Below are 21,312 nucleotides of genomic sequence, written 5' to 3' on the forward strand. Positions count from 1 at the left end.
TAGGTGTCGCGCAGCCGACACCTTATTCGGGTGTTGAACAAGCCCGATGCTCCCTTCTATAGTAAATAACGGTGTTGATGTTGGCGGGGCCAAGGCCTTGTTAGTTTTCGCAAGGCGAGTTTGGCTAAGACGGGGTCAACGGCGTTAAGCCCTTACCCGTTTGGCGTAGTGCTAAGTTGTTATTTTGTGTGTATTTTCATCCTCATGTTAAGCCCTGCCATTCTCCTTATACTGTTCGCCTTTCGGCTAGCTCGTTCGACTAATGCCTGTGCAGTGCATGGGGTGTTGGCAGCAAGGGCATGGCCGGGTCGCGCTGTTGTTGTCGGTTTGGAGCGCGGTGAGGTTAACGCGTTGAGGCACTCGCAGTAGTAACTGAATGCGCCGCAATACCTGTTTGGCGTTGCCCCGTAAGAAACCATAATCTCTCACCCGCTGTAAGCCCTTGGGTAATACATGCTGCAAGATAAGCTTTAAGAATTGCAAGGTAGGCAGGGTGCGGATTTTGGTGGTGTGGCTTTGGCTATCTTGATACCTAAAACTCACTTGGCCGTTATGGGTACTGATGATGTCGTTATCGGGTAATACACCGCGATACAAGTAGCGAGATAAGTACTGTAGCGCGGGCAGTCCAAAACCTACGTTGCGACAATCTACCACCCACTTAGCGGGTATCGCCTTGGGCAGAGGCAGCGCCTTGTGGTGGTTAATCGCATCCAGCATTCTCCCTCGCCATACCTTGGCCAGCGCAAAGGCGTTAAACAAGTACTGCTTGTTGGTGTGATGCCACTGCTGCTTAGCAACGTGATAGCGCCCGCCGGCCACCAATACATGTAAATGAGGATGCAGATTACGCTGGCGGCTATGGGTATGCAGTACCGCGGTAAAGCCTAATTCGCCCTTGTTCTGGCGTTTGGCAAAGTCCTTTAACAGGCTTGATGCCACCTTGAACATGATTTGGTATAAGGCTTTAGACTGCACGCGGGCTAAAGCCCTTAGCTCATAAGGCAGGGTAAAGGTCACCATAAAGTAAGTAGTGGGTAGCAGCTTATGTTGTTGGCGAGTTAACCAGCCAGTGGTGCAATGATGTTGGCACTGCGGGCAATGCCTGTGGCCGCAAGAAAGCGTCAATTGGTCATGATGGGGGCAATGCTCACACTGCCAATGGCTCTGACCTTGTTGCTCAGTTTTACAGCGCAGCATGGCATACATTGCCCGTTTAGCATCCGCCCCTAAAAGCGGGGCAAGCTTGGCCCCATGTTGGTGAAGTAAATCAATAAAGGTGCTCATGGCTACGGCCACATTAAGGTGAGAGAGTCGGTGAGTGTATTCACCGCCCTTGACGCATCTAATTGTTTCACTTGGGTCAACTGGGTATAGCGCGCGGTGGTGTTTAAACTGGCGTGCCCCAGCAAGTGTTGCAAGGAGCGTAAATCCAAGCCTTGCTCAAGCAGATGGGTGGCATAACAATGGCGCAGCGAGTGAGGACTAATGGGTTTATGAATACCGCAATCGCGCAATACCCGCTTCAAGGCTTTTTGTACACCGCCTTTATCCATAGGCACATCCACCTGTTTACCTTGGCGCGGAAATAACAAACGCGCATGCCGATGGCTTTGCCAGTGGGCACGTAAAACCTGAAGGGTGCGATGCGGCATGGGCACTAAGCGGTCTTTACCGCCTTTAGCATCACGCACATGGACGTGCATGGCCTGACTGTCAATATCATGAATGGTTAACTGTAAGCCCTCGCTCAAGCGCAGCCCCATGGAATACAACACCAAGAAGAAGACTTGATAGCGGGGTTGTTGAGTCATGCTAATCACTAAGCCTACTTGCGCAGGGCTTAAGATATCGGGTAAGCGTTTCACTTGAGGGGGTTTTACAATGTTTAACCACTGCCATTGTTTATCGAGGGTGTAGCGATAAAAGAACTGCAAGCCATTGCGGTCTAACTTCACGGTGCTCCAGGAATGGCTGCTAATCAGTTGAGCAAAATAGGCCTTTAAATCAGCGGTGCTTAAGGTGTCTGGGCAGCGGTCAAAGTGGGCAGAAATACGACGTACCGCACGTGAATACGCATCAATGGTAGCTGGGCGTTTCCCTTGTAAGGTTAAATTGGTAAGGTGTTGTTTATATAAAGCATTATAACGATGTTGTTGGCTAGGGTTCATGCTGCATACTCCGGTTAATCACGACCGATTGGCCGCGTAATATTGAGTATGAGATATCTGCTGCTATGCACTCTGCCGCAGAGCGGCTTCGTTCAACAAGTTGCTTAAACGGAACTAAAACAGTGGGTTACGTTTCGCTTCGCTACACATTTTAACCCACAATTTTAGTCCGCTTAGCAAGGCGTTAGATTTACTTGGAGGTATGAATGTTATTCACTGGGTTCTTCGCAGTATCGCTAGTTTTTGGCTACTTGATAGGTGCGTCAAACTCACCTGTCGTAGGAGCATTTCTCACGGCAGCTATAGGTTTAGCTGGCGCGGTATTTGGTGGGAAATATTTCATTGACACGGAAGATAAGCAAGCCTTTAAAGGTTACGTAGGTTCGGCTCTAGCCATTATTGCAGTAGGTATTTTCTTAGGGGAAATTGCGGGGGAAGCCTTTAGGTATAATTGGCGCTTTGCTGCTGAGAAATCGTTCCCTTGGAAAAACAGCGAACCTCCTCAAAGTACATATGAAGCACTTGATTGGCTATCGGTTCAGGAACGGTTATCTGAACTTGGGTATTCCAATAACCAAGTATTCCAATTGTATTCCTTGAGAAACTCCGAGAGAAAGCAATTAGAAACATTACGTAATCAGCAACAGGATGGTGGTATGGACTCCTTCGAGGTCACTGAAATTTATGATAAAAATGACCCATTCTATAAGCGACTTAATATCGACTCTGGCACGCCAAATCAGCGAAAAGGGCGAGGTCCCGCAAGTGAGTAAGAATCTAACAATCGCATTAAATCTGACTCCGCAAGCCGGCCGCTTTTTTGCAAAAACCAAAGGCGCAAAAAAGCGTCCAACTTGCTACGCAGTTTATGCGGGCGTTAGTTGCTTTGGCGGAAAGTAGGAATAATCATTGATAAAATATCTATACGGGAAGAGTCAATATTTAGAACACTTTGCTGAAACGGGCAAAGGGTTGTGGTTTCGAGACTTGTTTACTATGGATAAACTCGAGAATGACAATATTAGTGATGACGAGGCAAGAAAGTCTATCCAACTTGCTCCAGATGCTATTACTAAAGTCATTATTGCAGGTCGAGAATTCAAAGTAGTACCAGATAAGCCTATAACGTTTTCCCAAGCGCCAAGAAGATGCCATGTTCTGTGCTTAAGCGAAAAAGGCCATGATAAGGAGCTTTTTGAACTATTTAAGGCTGATATATGTATTGGCATTAATGTAGCGAAACTTGTGGAGTTAATTGAAACAGCAAATAAACACTTAGGTTTAGAGGTTATTACTGATTCAATTACTTACTATGAGCGTGAAAACGAAATCCTCGATCTTTCTCAGGTGCAGTTGGCGTTTGTAAAACCATCCGACCCGTACAGCAGGGAGCATGAATTTCGTATTGCTGTATTTTGGCCTCAGGACAGCTCATCACAGCTAGCAACTGAATCACATGGAAAAATTAATGTTTTCCATGCTAGTGGAACACCTGATGACCATATTACGTTTAACTTTGAGGGCCCTGCATATGAAGAAGTGGTGCACTCAGTTACACGCACCTGACAAGAAATTTAAGAGTGATTCACAACGCTCAGCGCTTTCACTTCAAGCCAGTTTAGTGTTTATGGCACAATGCTTTAGGTGAGGTGTTAGTTGCTATCACACATATGAGGTATCGATGTCTATTGAACAAAACTTTGAAAGCTATCAACTAGCTATTAGTAATGCGCTAAAACTAGAGCAAGATCGAATTCGGCACCTGATTGGTAGTGATCATTGGCTAACTGATGGGGAGCATAAAGAATATATCTTACGTGATGTAATATCGGGGTTTATTCCCGAGTCCTATCGTGTCGGGAGTGGTTTCGTATGCTATCCCAGTCAGAAAAAAAGCTCGGGTCAAATTGATGTATTGATTACATCACGTAATTTCCCAACGCTATATAAACAAGGCGACTTACAGTTTGTAACAGCGGACGCTACACGTGCAATAATTGAAGTAAAAACTACAATTTCTAGAGGAAAGCAATTACATAAAGTGATTGGGAAGTTATGTGATCAGATAGAAGCTCTTCGAGAACTAAATAGTGATTGTTGGTGTGGCTTATTTATCTATGATGCAGGGACGTTATCAGAAGAGGTAGTACTAAAAACACTACAAGCTAATGTTGCTAATTGCAGCAAAAGAGTCATTAATTGTGTGTCTGTTGGGGATAAAAAATTCATTCGATACTGGGCTAATGGACATCCACAAAGTAGATTACCTAGACAGCCAATTTGGCACGCATATAATTTAAAAAAACTTTCCGCACCGTACTTTATTAGTAACTTGATTGCAGAGTGCTCTCCGGACTATGAAGGTGATCAAGCAACAGCAATGTTCCCTTTGAGAGGGGAATACGGAAAAGAAAGACTGAAGTCCTATTATGCATTTTTGGGTAGCGATAGTGTATCTAGATTTGACGAACGCAACTAACAAGGCAATTAAACGGAACTAAAACAGTGGGTTACGTTTCGCTCCGCTCCACATTATAACCCACTGCTTTAGTCCGCTTATTGCGGCGTTAGCAAGTAATTCAATAGATGTGCTACACATGAGCGCATCAAGCTCAATAAAAGGCAGAGGTAGCTAGCGACAATTATTGTTGTAGCGAAAAATAAATTTATGGCAAAAGTTAATAAAAGGTCAGAACAAAGCAAATTAATTGGAGAACATCCAAATTCTGGCGTTTTCTTTGATTGGTTTGAATGCGAAGACACAGCAGCAACAGACGGAAAGAAGCATAGAAAGTTAACCAATAAAGGACTAGCAAATGATGCACTTGTTGATTATTTGTCCAACAGGATATTAAAACATCATGTAGCCCCCTCTCGTCTAGCTCGGATACAAAAAAAGAAGCAAATTTTAGGAAAGCATCAGTTTAAGGGGTATATGGATGACACAATGCCTTTTCCCGTTAAGTCTTTTACTACACAAAAAGGTAATTTAGGGGAAATAATTTTGGGTGAGTATTTAAGCGCATCCACAGCTTTAGAGTTATTAGTTTATAAGCTTCATTATAACCCTAACGTAGAGCAGTCTATGAAAGGGGATGATATTTTACTTTTTGAAAAAGGCGATGTTCAGAGTAAAATTATCATGGGAGAAGCCAAGTTTAGGGCAACCAAAAGTAAACAAGCTCTAGATGACATTGTTAGTTCTTTAACAACCAAAAATTTACCTATTTCCTTAACTTTTGTTTGCGATAGGTTAGAAGGAATGGGAGAAATCGGTTTAGCAGATGAAATTGATAACCTGATTTCTAATCTTCACAAATCTAAAACTCCTATCACTTATGTTGGTTTTTATCACAGTGATATTAATTTATATAAAACCATAGAGAAACATTTAAATTCAGAGAATAAAAACCTTGTAGTTGTTTCCTACAGTGAAAACAATCCCGCGCAAATAGTGAAAGATAGTTTTGACGCAGCGTTAAAAATGATAATGGGTTAATTGTGAATATAGATAACGCACTAAACTTATTTGCTGAATTTGAAAGTGACAGTTTTGTACAAAACTTAATAGCTCAATCGAATGCTAAAAATATATTACTAGAAGTAAAAGAGCCTGAAGAAAATCATCCTAGTTTTACAGAAGGACTTGATGAAAGAATAACAAGTATAGCATTCACATATCTTTCAATTGGGTGTGCTTTAAGAGAGAACGGAGAAAATAGTGATATTGCTTCTGCCGCTTTTGAAAAAGCAGGAGATATTATTCACTATATCAATTCACCTGATAGTATTAATCATGAAAATAGTAATTTTTTACTGGTTATTAGTAGTTTGTCTTTTTACTTAGCAACGCAATACTCAAAATCATTTATTGTTATTAAAAAAGTTGAAGTTACCTCGCCACTGATTAGTTTAGTTAGTTTTTTTCTAAAAAAGGATTTCAAAAACTTACTTAATGAGATAAATAAAGTTCAATTGAATGATGAATATTTAGATGATTCAATTAGTCAACTTGGGGGAGAATTGGAGAGAAATAATAAGTATTACACAGCTATATTATCTAAAGCTCTTAACTTGATTTTAGAGTATATTTATTCGGGTAAAGAAGAGTTTCTCGCAGTTGCTCAAGACCACATCAATGATATAAAACAGTTATCATCTATTGATGATGAGCCTGTTACTTGGTGGATTGCTCGATTATTAATTATTTTGATAAATACGTTTAAAACATATTCCTTTTGGAATGTTTTGCCTAAATTAATTGAACATAAAATAACTGATAATTATGTGACGCAATTAGCCTTAAACGATCCCCCAATAACAGAAATGTTTTATGCACAATATAACGCTGTACAAGCTATGCAAATCTCTTCTGATATCGTACTTAGTTTACCCACTAGTAGTGGTAAAACCAGAATTGCAGAAGTTGCTATTTTAGAAGCTCTGGTTAATAACCCGTTATCTAAAGTACTCTACCTTGCACCATTTCGTTCATTATCTTATGAAGTAGAAGAGTCAATGGATAAAATGTTCTCACCATTAGGTTTCACAACGACATTATTATATGGGGGAGGGCAATATAGTAAATTAGATAAAGCTTTGATCGAAAATTCAAATGTAATTATAGCCACGCCTGAAAAAGCTAAGGCAATTATAAGAGCAGATGAAGATATAGCCAATGGTATAGATTTATTAATTATAGATGAAGGTCACTTGCTTGGTGCAGATGAAAGGTTAATTAAAATTGAGCTTTTTATTGAAGAGCTTAAACATCATATTAAGAAAAATGATGGAAAAATTATTTTATTGTCTGCGGTATTACCTAATACAAAAGACATTTCGAAATGGATTTCTAATGACGAAAATAATATCTATGAAACAGATAAGACAATTGCTAACAAAAGATTTGGAATTGCAAAATGGACGCATGCTAAAAATATAAATATAGAGTGGTTAGGTGAACCAAAATCATTTAATCAGAATTTTATTAAAAAGTTTCTTCCGCCAAAAGCAAGAACAAAATATTTCCCAGACGTTAAAAGTGAGGGTATAGCTTCATTAGCTTTAAAGCTATCTCAATCAGGGACTGTATTGTTATTTGTAGCACAGGCTCGGTATGTTCTGACTAGTGCTCGAAGAGTACTTAAAGCAATGGGTGGGACAGCTAAAAAGCATAGCTATCGAAATGTAAACCTTCTTGAGACGTTCAAACTAGCTTGCTGTGAAGCTGGAGTTGAAGAGATATTTAAGTTAGCTGAATACGGCGTTCTTTGCCATTTTGGAAAGTTACCAACAGAAGTTAGAGTCCTAATAGAGCAATTAATGCGTTCGGAGAAGGTAAAAGTAATTGTTTCTACTTCTAGTCTTGGACAAGGTGTAAATATTGGTATATCTACGGTGATATTTTCTGATGTATTTATGAATCATCAAGAAGAAAGAAGAATAGGCTCAAAAGATTTTTGGAATATTGCAGGTCGAGCAGGACGAGCTTTTTCTGATATTGAAGGTAAAGTTTTATACTGTATAGATGAAACAAATTGGAGCAAAGAGAGAGATCTTCAACTTTGTGCATCATATTTTGATTTTTCTAAAATGGAACACGCACAAAGTGGTCTATTGGCTATGATTAAGACGTTAAAAAATGTTGCAGCTAGATGTAAGGTTAGTTTTGATTTGTTATTAGAATTGGTAGCTGATAATGATTTTTCAAGATTAAAAGAAGGGAATAACGATTATTCCTCTAGCTTTATAGAGATTTTTGATTGGCTCGATGACACATTACTTGCTTTAGATTACAAGAATAATGCATCCCTAAGTGCAGATCCTTCAAGTTGGATAGATGATGTGTTTCGTTGTTCTCTTGCTCATATTCAGGCAGAGAAAGATGAAGACGTATCGCAAGATAAGGTAATTGAATTTCTTAAAAGTAGAAATAAAGCAGTAATTAAAATGGCTGGCGATCCTTCAAATTGGGAAGGCATCGTAAAGTCTGGAATACCATTAAGCTCTTCGTCAGTATTAGATAATTATATAGAGCATATAAAAGAAATAACTGCTTTATATAATGACTCAGACAAAGATGTTAGTAACCTCATTGAACTTTCAAAAGGCGTTGAAAACTTGATTCAACAAATGCCTACAGTTTCTTTTAAACATGCTTTTGATGAGGAAGAAATAAATAAGGTTCGTAAGAAGTGGTTTAGTGCAGCACCACTTTCCGAAATAACAGATTTTGAAAATGGTCAGGAAATTTGTGTTTCTTATTTTTCGATGACATTGCCTTGGGCGATTAATGCAATTGTCAGAAAATTATATGATTTAGATTTAGAGGATGAAGCTGAATTAATAGAAGAGTTGGCTTTATATTGTGAAATAGGTGTTCCAAATATGGATGCTATTCAGATTTACTTGGCTGGAATAAAGTCAAGAGTTGCAGCTTTAGATTTGAGTAATGTCTTAAATGACAAAACCAAAGGCGTTAATAAATCAAAGTTATTGGATTTACTAAATAAATATGCATTAGATATTGAGTTGAAGTGTTCAGATACAACACTTAAATGGGTTGAGTTGTTTAATGTTGGTTTATCAAATGAAGTTAAGGAACCCATTACTGAAATCGTTAACTTTACATTAGCAGAAACAACAAAGAGTGACATATTAAATGTTAGAGGATTTAATGATGGATTTTATTTATGCAGTCCTAACTTTGAAGACAAAGTAAAAATTAAATCATCAAAAGACTTACCTTTTAAAGATGTGTCAAATAACCCCAAAGTTTTTTTTGGTCGCGACGGAGAAATTTGGAAAATGAAAATTAGGGGGGAGTTAGGAGTCCTATAGCTATTATCATGGTGATCAGGAATTAGTTCTTATAGGGTAATAGAATAAATATCTTACTCGTTAGTTTAGTTCCAATTATTACTAACCAGAACTTTAAACGGAACATTGTAGTTGATCCGATTCAGTAGACACTTCACTCAAACAAGATGAGGTGTTTATGCCAGCTTATAAAACAGGTAAAAAAACTCAGCAATACACAACTGAATTCAAAGCAACCGCCGTTAAATTAACCCACTTGGCAGGTGCTACAGTTAAAGGAGTTGCAGAGTCACTCGACATTCATCCGTTCATGTTATCTCGGTGGCGAAAGGATTATCGCGAGGGGAAAATCATGTCTGATAGAAGACGGAAAAAACTAAGCAAACCCATGAATCTTTCTGAAAATGAAAAAATTGCTGAGCTTCAAAAGAAAGTAAAACAACTTGAACTGGAGAATGATTTGCTAAAAAAGTGGCAACGATTCGTCGCGGAGGAAAGTCGACGAGATTCCGATTCATAAGCCATTATAAGCAACGCTTTCCCATCACCATGATGTGTCAGTTTCTTAAGGTGTCTCGCTCTGGTTACTATGCCTTCTGTAAACGAAAAGTGAGCCGCCACTGGCTCGTTGATAAGCAACTCGCCTATCGGATAGAGAAGATATTTACAAAGAGCAGAGAGACTTATGGCAGTCCTCGCGTCCATGCAGAATTAAAGCGAGCAGGTATCCACACCAGCAAAAAACGCGTGGCGAGGTTGATGAGAGAGAGCGCGGCCTTAAAGCCCGTTGTTCAAGGGTTTACATTAAAATGGCTAAGCTACATCGATTCTATCAATCGATAAAAAATATTCGCAAAGATATGCCAAAACCAACTGCTGTTAACGAACAATGGGCAGGAGACTTAACCTATATTCGTCAAGGTAATCGTTGGTTATACCTAGCAGTGGTTATCGACCTCTATTCACGAAAAGTGATTGGTTGGTCGATGAATCACCGTAAAACAACAGCAGTAACGATGGCGTCGTTGCACATGGCTTTTAGAAATAGAAAGCCACAGGCTGGATTGGTGTTTCACACTGACAGAGGCGCTGAGTACAGAGCTCATGAAGTTCAATCACTGTTAAGTAAGTACGGCGTAACACCGAGTATGAATCGACCAGGGCATTGTACAGACAACGCAGAAATGGAATCGTTTTTTCATACCTTAAAAGGAGAACTCATTAAATCGAATCACTTTACAAGTGAGTGGGATTTGAGAGATAAAGTAGCAGGTTATGTGCAGCATTTTTATAATCGTTTTAGACTGCACTCAAGTTTAAAATACTTAAGTCCAGTAGAATACGAAGGCAGAGCAAAGGAAGCGTAACCGGTGTCTACTTTATCGGGGGAAGATCATTCGTAACAGTTGGCTCGGTTCCGCTTCGTTTCACATTTTAGCCAACTATTACTCACCGCTTAAGGCGGCGTTAAGTTTCGAGGAGGTGTTATGTCAATTAAGATAACTACGCAGAAAGTAGATACATGGAAAAAGAGAATCCAAAAAACGGGAATTAAAGGATCTACATACTTTTGCCAACAATCGGAAAAAGTATGGGTCTCGGCATCACAAGATCATCAAGAAATATGTCTGGGTGTACTTGGCAAAGATTCTGGGACTAGCTCTTTGGATAGTTATCTCCGATGGGATGACGTTCAAGCTATAGAGTTGGTAGAGTTACTACATGCAATAGAAACTTCGTAATACTATGCCTTACTTAATTGCCGCAGTGGTTTTCTGTGCGTTAGGTTACTTTTTTCTATGGCCCGTTGCTGTTTGGGCTTTTGCTACTATTTTTGGTGTTCTTATTTTTTTACTTAGTAAAATTGCGTGGGTAGTTGCAATTGTTTCGGTCCTATTTATTTTGGTTAGGGCTTTAATCTAACCAAAACTTAACAAAGCAATCTTACCTCGTTCGCTGCGCTCACTGGACCTTCGTTTCGGTGCTTCGCACCTACACTACGGCCGTAAATTGCGGCGTTAACTCCGATCTAACCGTACTCAATCTAATCCGAAGCACCGATATTTGAGCTAATAACGTAACACGCTTTTGTCCAAAGACGAGCTAGAGCGTCTTATCCGTAGGTCGTTTGAGCAAGCTACCCCTAGATATTTGAATTACATTCAGCACCCTAGTCGTTCAAAAATTTCATTACTGTCAGCCAAGCCTCCAGGAATGGTATATGGCAAGGTAGTCCTTAATTCAGAGATTGTTTTCTTTGTTGTGCAGTAATTTGTATCTCTGGTTGTTTGTTGGCTCATGAGAAACGCGGCAGAGTTGCCTTTATCATCATATATAATCTTGTAGTAATCAGATGGTATTGCATGCGCTTCATCGGCTTTTGGTAAGCCTTCCATTTCGTTTCGGTAGAGCGGGCCTGTTATAACATATAGATTTTCTCGAAACCCAACAGCATCTCTAACTGCTTCCTCTAGGTTTTTCCATGGGCCCTGGTTTAAACCTTTCGCTTGAGGCGTAATATTGGATAAATAGTTAAGGGTAGGCCAGTAGCGACTTCCCACAAAACTAGCTAGTGGAGCTTGGTGTCCACGGTCAATATCGAGTTTACTTGACGCTCCACTATAGTCGTCTTTTTCCAGTCGCTCATTTTCATCGAGTAAAGGATTGTTTTTCCACGTTCGATTGGTTGTAGTGCCAAAGTTTAGTACATCTACTTCATAAGCCACCCAATCGGCAAACTGCGTTTTCTTACTTTGGGAGAGTGTGTATAGCCGTTCAAAAATGACGATATTTCCCTCAATATCAAGGCTTGGGCAGCCAATTGGGCAGTTTGGTGTGCGAAATTCAGAAGCGTTCACGTACCCCGAGACTAATAGCGGAATTGCTATCCATGCTTTCATTATAAATCCTTTAGATAGGGTGTAGTCCAAATCTAACATAACTATCAATATGGTTGTAAGTTGATAATTACTCACTTGAGCGTAATTGCATGCCTGACAGGTAGGCTTTGTAAAAACACGAACAGACATCCTCGAATCATTTGAAGTCTATGCGGGGACTGGCTCAAGTGACTCCTTATTACAGCAATTACTAGTTTCTCTTTTTGTATAACGTATCTATAATGGCTGTATGTATATACAGTTTTTGGTTTGAATGAAAGTAATCCCTATTTCCGCGAGTGCTGGTCTCACCGGTTTTGAGTCCCCCGCGACAGAATATTCACAACTCCCACTGAGTTTAGATGACCTGCTTATTGAGCATCCATCTGCCACATTTATCGGTCTAGCGTCCGGAGACTCAATGTTGGGTAGCGGTATACACGATGGAGATGTATTGATTGTTGACCGTCACGTCCATGTTGAGAGTGGCGATGTAATTGTCGCGAATATCAATGGTGAGTTTGTGTGTAAGATTATCGATAAATCAAGACGTATGCTGCTATCAGCCAACGAACACTATAGTCCCGTCGCAGTTAGTAGCTGTGATAGGTTCACTGTAGAAGGCGTCGTTATCCGCTCTATACGCTGTCATCGTCCCTCTCGTTTATTGAAACTGCTTTAATGTTTGCGCTTGTTGATGCCAATAGCTTTTATTGTTCATCAGAAGCTGTGTTTCGCCCTGATTGGCGCAACAAACCAATCATTGTATTGAGTAATAACGATGGTTGTGTAGTTGCTGTAAATCGTTTGGCCAAAGCTATGGGTATTGAGCGCTTTAAGCCGTTTTTTCAGATAAAATCATTGTGTGAAAAGCATGGTGTCATTGTGTGCTCGTCAAACTATGAACTATATGCAGATTTATCGATGCATATGATGCAAATCATTGGCGCATTTGCTCCGAGGCAACATGTATACAGTATTGATGAAACCTTCATAGATGTATCAAATGCCCGTGAGGCACTACCCTCGTTTGATGTTCTGGGAAAGCAAATCCGACGAGCTGTCTGGAAAGAAGTGCGTTTACCCGTTTGCGTGGGGTTTGGAGAAACGCTGACGCTGTGTAAGGTCGCTAATCATGCCGCTAAACGTCTACCAGGTTTCGATGGAGTGTGTGTGATTGAGAACAATGAACAAAGAGACCGCATTTTATCTAAAATGTGTGTGTCCGATGTTTGGGGAGTTGGACGAAAGCTAAGTGTACGCCTCAAAGACATGGGAATAACAACTGCGCTCAAACTTGCAAAGATGCCACCGAAACTTGCCAAGCAGCATTTCAGTGTAGAAATGGAGAGAACGATACTCGAACTTAACGGGGTATCCACAAAAGCATGGGATGAAGTTCGAGCGAACAAGCAGCAGATTTTCTCAACGAGAAGTACTGGCCAACGAATACTGGAGCTACATTCGTTGATTCAAGCATTCTCTCTACATGTAAGTAGTGCATGTTTAAAAGCAAGAGAACAAGGTAGCGTAGCTGGAGCGATTTTAATCTTTGCACATAACTCGCCGTTTGATGATGGTATCAGTCGTGGCTTTAAGCAGGTACTGCGGCCCGCTTGTGCAACTAACGATAGCATTGTGATGAGTCAGCTGGTCTCACAAGCTATCCCGAAGCTATTTATTCCAGGTATCAAATACTACAAAGTCGGCGTAGGCCTTATGGACTTAGCTGATGAACAGCATCAGCAGCTGGATATGTTTACGGCAAAGCCGGGCCGACCAGAACTAATGAAGGCGGTTGATGCTTTAAATCAACGCTATGGTAGCGACACATTGTTTTTAGGCTCACAAGGTATCAGCCCCAAGTGGCATATGCGAAGGGATATGCTCACGCCTCAATACACGACGGATTGGCGTCACATTCCGCGTATTTGCTGTAAATAGTTAGCCGTAGGGCTTCTAGTATGAAACATATTGCCTATCATTTTGGTTACGATCATTCCTTATTTTTAACCTGTTAGGCATCAGGGAGAGTGTACATGAGATTTTTAGAAGTATCAGAAGACCCATTTTATGAAATTGAATATAGATCTTCGGGACAAGGAGGCAGGATTCGTAAAGTTGTGCTTCCGTTCTATAAAGCGATAGTTGATGAGTTACCAGAGGGGGTTACTTCTTTTGTTATAACCTCGGATCTTCAAGGGCGAGAACAAAATAAAAAAACAAATCGACTGATTGGAGAGTTAGTAGCAGAAGAGTTAAGTTTGTTATCTGAATTGGGTGAAATTCCACCAATTAGTTTTGTCGTCTTAGCTGGGGACTTTTACGATCATCCGGAGCTTCATAAACTTGGTGGCACCGGTGACGTAACCAACGTTTGGAATGCATTCGCTAAAGAGTTTCCATATGTGATTGGCGTGCATGGAAACCACGATATCGTTGTGGAGTCGCATCTGGCATCGAATACTATTGTGCTCGACGGTAGTAGTAAAAATTATTTGGGTGTTCGCATTGGAGGCGTATCTGGCATTATTGGGCGCAGTGACAGAAATCAAAGAAAATCAAAGCAGGAGTTTATGAGCGCTCTAGCGAAAGTTACAACTGTTAAAAATGACCTCATCCTATTACATTTGGGTCCTGCGGATATTACAAATAGCCAGCTAGGTGAGCTTGAAATCACAAACTATTTATTGTCAAAAAGTAAAGGCATCGTTGCTTTCGGACATCGACATTGGAGCAAATCGTTTATCGAAATTGGTAAAAATCAAGTACTCAATGTCGATAAGAGATTGTATCTAGTAACCACCGCTAATGAATAAGTGGCTTCAACTCCCCGATGTCGAAGCTCGCATCGCCAAACTACCGCTAGAATGGCGAAAAGCAGTGAGTACGGTGCTAGACAATGAATTGAGTGAAACAAGAATGCATGAGAGAAACAAAGCCGCTATTCTTAGTGCACTCCGACATGGTGAAAAAATCACATCAACGATCACTAAGACGCTTAACGGTTCTCTAAGAGATATCTACAAAGACGCTCAACCGACGCACAGTGAAATCATCGAGAGGCTTATAGCTCGCCCTGCACTCTGTATTTTTCTCTACGCACATTATGGCTTTAATGGCGAGCAAGAGTGGATTAACGCCAGGCCTATCAATCAGTCAAGTCAGGCCCGCTGGAGCCCCGCCAGAAAAAAGAAAGCAGCCACCCTTTGCGAAAAACACTTTGATGGCCTACCCAGTAATGGCACTCTTGCAAATCACTCTCAAAGTGAACTTCGAGCACTATCGCAACACTTGAGAACAGAAGTAAAGCGCAATCAGTTTTGCGAAACGTACAATCTTAAGCGAGCTTTAAAAACACGGAAACAGGCGTTGCATCGTACCTCTGAAGGCAAAGCGATGATCTATAACTGCTATCTTGACACAGTTAAAGGTAAGGGCAGGTATGTTAACGACCACCAGCTATCGGTGAACTTTAAAGGCGAGAAACTCAGACTGACTGATGGCACCGAAATTGCCCCTAATACCCTCCGCTCTGAAATTAAAGCTGCGTATGAAACCGTAGAAAAGCTTTTCCTTGAACTCATTGATGATGGCAAGCTACCAGAAACAATGAGAAAGCAATGTCATGGTCCAGTGGCGAAAGATGGCACCAAATTGGATTCTTGGAATGAGGTGCACTACTACGAAATCTTGATGCTCTATAAAACCGATGTCATCGAGCGAGGAGGTTCTTTTTGGAATGTGATTGCCCATCCTGTTATCGAATACTCACACTTGAAAAGTGACTTCTTAATGGGGCATAAAGTCTACATTGAGGTGCTCAGACACAACTTAGATAAGATTTACGCTTACAACCCAGCCAAAGACCCCGCCAAGTACCGAGTTAAACTTGATAATCGCATAGAAGTCTACGAGCGCCATTCTCTCCCATATTTATTAATAGAGCCTAATTCTTTGGCAGACGCCAACACATTAAAAGCGCACTTCGAGAAGATACGAGACCTTATTGATGAGCAGGGCGTGATGAACATTTCAGACGATGTTGCCGTTAAAGTGAGTAACAATAACCCAGCAGGTACATGGTTTGATAAGGAACTCAGAGACAAAACCATTAAAAAAATCATTAAGTTGAACACTGGTAGCGATGATATTTTACGCTCTGGCACTTTCCCCCCACATCGTAAAATATCCGAAGAAGGTTATGGTGGACTACTTGATTGGTTCAAAAGAGAATGTAAGGACATGCAGGCAGTGGCGATTGAACACAATACGTTCTGCTTTAAAATAGGTCGCTCAAGTCAGTCAAAAATTCGTCTCCCTACAGCTGACGAGTTCATCAAAGTCATGAAGTACCATAAAAAGCGATTGGGCATTGAAAACATCACCCGAGGCAATCTCATGAAAATGTTTGGCAGAAAAGCCGTTGAACATTTCATTGGTGAGAATAAGCGATTTAAGACTACGGAGGAGATGAAAGAGCACCTTTAGCGTCATACGGTGGGCATATTACGAGTGAATGAAGGGGCCAGGTCTTGAATTTTGCAATCAAGATCTTCCCCCCTACATTTTATTATCATTTCTCGGCTTTCATCTCAGACTGCCTGTGAAGCTTTTGTCCAAAAACGTGTCAGGTTTTTCGTCAGAATTGAAGTTAGCTTAGTAATTAATTAACTTAAGAACCTAACGTTGCAAGAAAGCATATCTTTTTTTTTTTGATGTTAGACTGTGGAATAGGCTTTAATCTGTTTTAGACAGATGGCTAAGTTTATTTCCTTTGTTTTCATAAGCTTACTGTAATAAAATAAATTTTATCCTTTGGTGTTGGGGTGAAGTTCCTATCTATCCGCCACTATTCTAGGCCCAATTATGGCTGAACTGATTCTTCTACCAAAAATTATTGCATCATGAGCCAGTCATCGACATCTTCACCCATGTTTGATCGTTGATGATTGTTTGAAATTAGGGAGACAAAGTGTCTCCATTGCTCTTCATACATCTGTCCGGATGCGGGAAAGATTTTGCCGTTTTTGAACATATTCAGTAGTCGAACCACTTCACTTGGCATGAACTCTTCATTTGCTATTACGATTTTCTGTTCGGAAAGAACATCAGCATTATGAGGTGTAGTATTCAGCTTTGGAGTATTGTTTGAAGCTTTTGATTGCACCGCTTTCATTACTTCAAACTTTTCGTCGTCGTTGCCTTTTACATAATGATTGTGGGCTGTTTCGATGCTATCGCCTAAAATTTCAGCTGCTTTCGATATACCGAACTCACGCTCGACTCTGCGAGCGAATGTGTGGCGAACATCATAAAGTCGACCATCTTGATTGATTACTGATTTTAAAGTTTTCCACACTGGACGATAGACGGCTTCAGTAACGTGTCCTTCTTTTTTTGTGCTCGGAAACATGTGTCCGTATGCATTCTTAAAGTGCGTGTGAGTTAGATAAAGTTCAATGAACTCCCAATATGTATCATTTTCGATGAGCAATGTGCGTTCGGCACCGTTCTTAGAAATGTGTTCAGGAATAAATAAAGTACGAGCTTCAAGATTAAAGCTGCTTGTATAATTACGAAATATTTCTGAGTTTCTCGCTCCGCACAAAATCATTGATGCGATAATAATTTTACCGGCTAAAGAACCATTAACATCTTCGCTTTGAAAAAGATGTTTAATGATGACATCGTACTCGTATTTGTACTCTACTTTTGATTTGAATTTGGAACGTGGGAAGCGACCAATTTCGCCCTCAATAGGATTACTGTGTATGTAACCTCTTTGGGCGCACATATTAAACATCGCATTGATAATAGTATACTTTTTGCGTCTCGTTTCACTACTGTTAGTTGATAAGGCGTTGCCCGTTTTAGGGTCAAGTATAGGTCGTTTGGTTTCTGGATCCGTCACGATCAACGAATCCCAGTATGCGATGAATTCTTCAACCCATCCTTTTTCTACATCTTTTAGCTTGCGATCAATCCAGAGTGGGAAGCCTTGGGTTATTTGCTTGATCGTTTCTGGTTTGAGCTTTTTTCGTTTGCCACTTTTAAGGTTGTAATTTTCGCGATCTTTTGCATATTGATAAGTGATGTATTCTTTTATGGTCATACTACCTATCTGTCTTGACTCGGTTGTTTGAGTTGATAGTTGGTCGTATAGTTTTTGAAATTCTTTTCTTGCGTCTACCGTGGTCATATAGCCAGATGGCGGACGACTACCTTTGCCACCTCGGTCACGAGGTTGCCATATTGCAATTTTCCGGCAAGCAGCAACTGTGTTTTTTGATCTCTTTGTCTTTATATAAAATGCTTTTTCTTTGTGTGTTATTCGTAATAGCAAGTAAGCGTTTTGAATGCTTTCTACATCATCTGTTAAATCAATAAACACTTGAGAGTTAGGCGGTGGTTCTGTCAAAAGTGGGATTTTTGCTATATCGGCATCTTTAAAAGGAAATCGTCGAATTTTTTTTTGTTTATTCAGTTCTTCGGGCTTGGTCGCAAGAGCGTCGCCAAAATAAACGGGTAGGTTGAAGTCATTTTTATTAACAGCTTCAAGCTGAGTTTTTTCTGTAAACTTCGGTATGAAATTTGAGCGGTTTGCCATTTGCCGAAAACTCTTCTATGAACGAATCTAGTACATATTATAGTACCATAGTACGGCTAATAGTACTTTGCAGGTGGCCGGCAATTATTTTCCATTGCTAATAACTGGATGGATTATGAGCTGTTATTTAGTTATGTTGTTGATATTTATTAGTATTTTCATATATTTATTTAGAGTATATAAGTGACTACTTATAATTTTTAGGACTATAAGCCCCTTAGGAGGTCCTTGTTCTATCCAGCTGAACTAAGGGGACTTTTTGCCTGAGTGCGGCATTGTATACCAATTAAATCCCGCAATAAATGGCTATCTAGCTTTCTGTTAAGTGAGCGAGTTAGTTAGCCATTAAATAAGTCACTATGGTTGATCAAATGAGTCGCTAGGCAAGCGGGTTGTTTGCGACAACTTGCTTTGAGCCGTTAAGACTCAGCGACTTAAGTTGTCTACACGAGTATCTTTGACTCAATAGTCTCTCTTATTAGAGTGCTTTCCTCGTCAGTGAAATCTAGATTTTCGATAGATGACACATTTTCTCTAAGTTGTGTGGCTGAGCTGGCACCAATGAGCACCGATGTCACTCGGTGATCATTTAATAACCAAGCTAATGACATTTGCGCTAATGTTTGCCCTCTGGCTTTGGCGATAGTAGCGAGCTTATTTATTTGTGGTAAGTGTGCGATAACTTGCTGCTCTTGGAGGTAAGATTTATCATTGTTTGCTCTAGAGTCCTTAGGGATACCATTAAGGTACTTATTGGTGAGCATGCCTTGAGCCAGCGGAGAGAAGGCTATCATTCCGATGCTTTTGTTACTGAGTAGATCCAGCAAGCCATCTTCAACGCTACGTTCAAACATCGAATATTTAGACTGATTAATGACAAAGGGAGTACCAAGCTGCTTGAATAGCGTTAGGGCTGCGTTGGTTTGTTCGGCGTTATAGTTAGACAGCCCGACATACAAGGCCTTGCCTTGTTTCACCAGTAAGTCTAAAGCGTAAACGGTTTCTTCTATTGGCGTTTGGGGATCAGGGCGGTGATGATAAAACAGATCAACGTATTCTAGATTCATTCGTTTTAAAGATTGGTCGATGCTGGAACACAAGTACTTACGAGAGCCGCCGTTACCGTAGGGCCCTGGCCACATATCATAGCCAGCTTTAGTCGATATAAATAATTCGTCGCGATATGGGCGTAAATCTGCATCGAGTATTCGACCTAAGGTTTCTTCAGCGGACCCATAGGGAGGGCCATAATTATTTGCTAGGTCAAAATGGGTGATCCCTAAATCAAAGGCGGCTCTTAGAATGTTTCTGGCGTTGCCGAAGCTGTCAAACTGACCAAAATTGTGCCAAAGCCCCAAAGAAAATGCCGGTAGTAAAATGCCACTATTTCCGCACTTTCGATATGGCATTGACTCATACCGCGCAACATCCGCAACATAGGGCGTGAATGGCGCATGATCATTTATCTTCATGTTTGAAACCTTTCTATTAGATTGTAAAAAACAAAATGATGAATAGCTTTTACTTATGGATTCACTGCTTTAGAGAACATAAAGAATCAACATGTCTGTATCGCGAGTTTATTATTAAATTTGAACTTAATTACCCAGTCCTAAATGTCTATTTTTGTATTCTGTTGGGGTTAATTTGAATTCTTTCTTAAATAAGGTGTAGAAATAGTGGGTAGAAGGGTATCCCGCTAGGGTGGCTATTTCATCGATGCTTAAGCTATCTTCTTCTAGTAACATATCCACAGCACTATCTAATTTGGATTGAAATATTTCTGTATGAATAGAATGGCCGAGACTTTCTTTAAATTTTGATTCTAGCTGTGTTCTTGAGCATCCTTCGTATTCAACCACATCTTGGACCTTTATACCTTTGGCAAAGTTGTTACGTATAAAATGTAAAGCCCTGATAACGGTAGGTTCGACCACTGAACGGAAGTCGGTGCTGGTTCCCTCGACAATCAACTCAGGATTAGAGAAGGTGACCTTTTCGATAGGTTGATTATCGATATATTTTGCCAATTTTTCTGTTACAAGCTGACCCAAGGAATAATAATTGGGGTCAACAACAGATAGAGTGGTTAAGCTAAAGTAGTCAGTTGGTCTTATGTCTCCAATACTCACTATTGATATTTCATCAGGAACAATTATTTTTTGTTCTTCACATACGCTAATGAGTGTCCGAGCTCGCGCATCACTAGTGACAATAATGCCGCATGGTTTACTTAAGCCATGAACCCAGTGTGACAAGCTATGGTATTCTTTTATCCATGATGAGAAACTGGCTTGATAGCCTTGGTAAAGAATGGGGTTCTTTTTACGCTTAGATTGCAGTTTAAAGTAGGTTTCCGTTCTGGTTTTTTGCCAAGGATTACTATCGTCATCATGTAGGCTGTAGAAGCCTATATTATCTAGGCCTTTGGCCACCAAAAAATCATGGGCCAGCGAGATCATCATTTCATTGTTTAAACAAACAACAGGGTGCTTATGGTCTTCCTTTATTTGATCTGTGCCACTCAATATTCCCACAACGGGTATGTTTAGAGGTTCAAGTAATTTGTGAATATGCGGCTGGCTATAGTCAGCAATAATGCCATCAAACCACAGTTCAATATCATCTGTTTTTTTATATTTTAGCTCTTGGCTCAACACAATTGACCAGTTTATATCATGGTGTTTCACATAATCACTGATACCTCGCATCACTTCAGAGTGAGCCGATAGTTTTGGGTTTAGCAAAATAGCGATTCTCAGCGGCTTATTTAAAAGCCGCTGAGTATCTATTTTGAAATACCTCGTTTTCTTATTCAATGCATTGCGCATAA

General features: G+C 40.4%; 15 protein-coding genes and 1 pseudogene. 10 read left to right on the forward strand and 6 right to left on the reverse strand.

The annotated features are described in order from the left end of the window. Positions 1-246: 246 nt before the first annotated feature. Positions 247-1,287: an IS91 family transposase gene (locus M0C34_RS07605; protein ID WP_248715031.1), complete on the reverse strand. Its 1,041-nt coding sequence runs from the start codon at positions 1,285-1,287 to the stop codon at positions 247-249. A 2-nt stretch (positions 1,288-1,289) separates the two neighbouring features. Further along, complete coding sequence (locus M0C34_RS07610; protein ID WP_248715032.1) at positions 1,290-2,171, reverse strand: site-specific integrase; 882 nt, start codon at positions 2,169-2,171, stop codon at positions 1,290-1,292. A gap of 206 nt (positions 2,172-2,377) precedes the next feature. Here M0C34_RS07610 and M0C34_RS07615 point away from each other — a divergent pair, with 206 nt between their 5' ends. From M0C34_RS07615 to M0C34_RS07640, 6 genes and pseudogenes are all read left to right on the forward strand, one after another. After that, entirely contained in the window at positions 2,378-2,944 is a 567-nt protein-coding gene (locus tag M0C34_RS07615) for a hypothetical protein (protein WP_248715033.1), read from the forward strand. A 136-nt stretch (positions 2,945-3,080) separates the two neighbouring features. Further along, a complete protein-coding gene (locus M0C34_RS07620) occupies positions 3,081-3,737 on the forward strand; it encodes a hypothetical protein (protein ID WP_248715034.1) in 657 nt (218 codons plus the stop codon). A gap of 115 nt (positions 3,738-3,852) precedes the next feature. Next, on the forward strand, positions 3,853-4,650 hold the full coding sequence (locus M0C34_RS07625; RefSeq protein WP_248715035.1) for a DUF6602 domain-containing protein: 798 nt from the start codon (positions 3,853-3,855) through the stop codon (positions 4,648-4,650). A 189-nt stretch (positions 4,651-4,839) separates the two neighbouring features. Beyond that, entirely contained in the window at positions 4,840-5,670 is an 831-nt protein-coding gene (locus M0C34_RS07630; RefSeq protein WP_248715036.1) for a Hachiman antiphage defense system protein HamA, read from the forward strand. A gap of 2 nt (positions 5,671-5,672) precedes the next feature. Next, on the forward strand, positions 5,673-9,011 hold the full coding sequence (locus M0C34_RS07635) for a DEAD/DEAH box helicase (RefSeq protein WP_248715037.1): 3,339 nt from the start codon (positions 5,673-5,675) through the stop codon (positions 9,009-9,011). Between the two features lie 157 nt (positions 9,012-9,168). Beyond that, positions 9,169-10,357 (forward strand): annotated as a pseudogene (locus M0C34_RS07640) (IS3 family transposase). Positions 10,358-11,152: 795 nt separating this feature from the next. Here the strand turns inward: M0C34_RS07640 and M0C34_RS07645 are convergent. Then, complete coding sequence (locus tag M0C34_RS07645; protein WP_248715038.1) at positions 11,153-11,890, reverse strand: DNA/RNA non-specific endonuclease; 738 nt, start codon at positions 11,888-11,890, stop codon at positions 11,153-11,155. A gap of 253 nt (positions 11,891-12,143) precedes the next feature. Between M0C34_RS07645 and M0C34_RS07650 the strand changes: the two genes are divergently transcribed. From M0C34_RS07650 to M0C34_RS07665, 4 genes are all read left to right on the forward strand, one after another. Beyond that, positions 12,144-12,551: a LexA family protein gene (locus M0C34_RS07650; protein ID WP_248715039.1), complete on the forward strand. Its 408-nt coding sequence runs from the start codon at positions 12,144-12,146 to the stop codon at positions 12,549-12,551. Next, positions 12,551-13,813 (forward strand): Y-family DNA polymerase, encoded by a 1,263-nt coding sequence (locus M0C34_RS07655; RefSeq protein WP_248715040.1) that lies wholly within the window; start codon positions 12,551-12,553, stop codon positions 13,811-13,813. Before M0C34_RS07650 ends, M0C34_RS07655 begins: the two co-directional genes overlap by 1 nt. A 95-nt stretch (positions 13,814-13,908) precedes the next feature. Beyond that, positions 13,909-14,688: a metallophosphoesterase family protein gene (locus M0C34_RS07660; RefSeq protein WP_248715041.1), complete on the forward strand. Its 780-nt coding sequence runs from the start codon at positions 13,909-13,911 to the stop codon at positions 14,686-14,688. Continuing rightward, complete coding sequence (locus M0C34_RS07665; protein WP_248715042.1) at positions 14,681-16,360, forward strand: hypothetical protein; 1,680 nt, start codon at positions 14,681-14,683, stop codon at positions 16,358-16,360. The genes M0C34_RS07660 and M0C34_RS07665 overlap by 8 nt, the downstream gene beginning before the upstream one ends. A gap of 406 nt (positions 16,361-16,766) precedes the next feature. On the opposite strand, the gene M0C34_RS07670 is transcribed toward M0C34_RS07665, so the two are convergent. The 3 genes from M0C34_RS07670 to M0C34_RS07680 all read right to left on the reverse strand — a co-directional run bounded on the left by M0C34_RS07670 (position 16,767) and on the right by M0C34_RS07680 (position 21,226). Continuing rightward, positions 16,767-18,479 carry a tyrosine-type recombinase/integrase gene (locus tag M0C34_RS07670; protein ID WP_248715043.1) on the reverse strand — a complete coding sequence of 571 codons (1,713 nt, stop codon included), beginning with the start codon at positions 18,477-18,479 and terminating at the stop codon, positions 16,767-16,769. Positions 18,480-18,922: 443 nt separating this feature from the next. Beyond that, positions 18,923-19,951 (reverse strand): aldo/keto reductase, encoded by a 1,029-nt coding sequence (locus M0C34_RS07675; RefSeq protein ID WP_305883158.1) that lies wholly within the window; start codon positions 19,949-19,951, stop codon positions 18,923-18,925. Between the two features lie 126 nt (positions 19,952-20,077). Then, positions 20,078-21,226, reverse strand: coding sequence for an AraC family transcriptional regulator (locus M0C34_RS07680; RefSeq protein WP_248715044.1), 1,149 nt, complete (start codon positions 21,224-21,226; stop codon positions 20,078-20,080). Between the last annotated feature and the right edge of the window lie 86 nt (positions 21,227-21,312).

Origin of the sequence: Agarivorans sp. TSD2052, from assembly GCF_023238625.1 — a bacterium.
In the GTDB taxonomy this organism is placed as follows: Bacteria; Pseudomonadota; Gammaproteobacteria; order Enterobacterales; family Celerinatantimonadaceae; genus Agarivorans.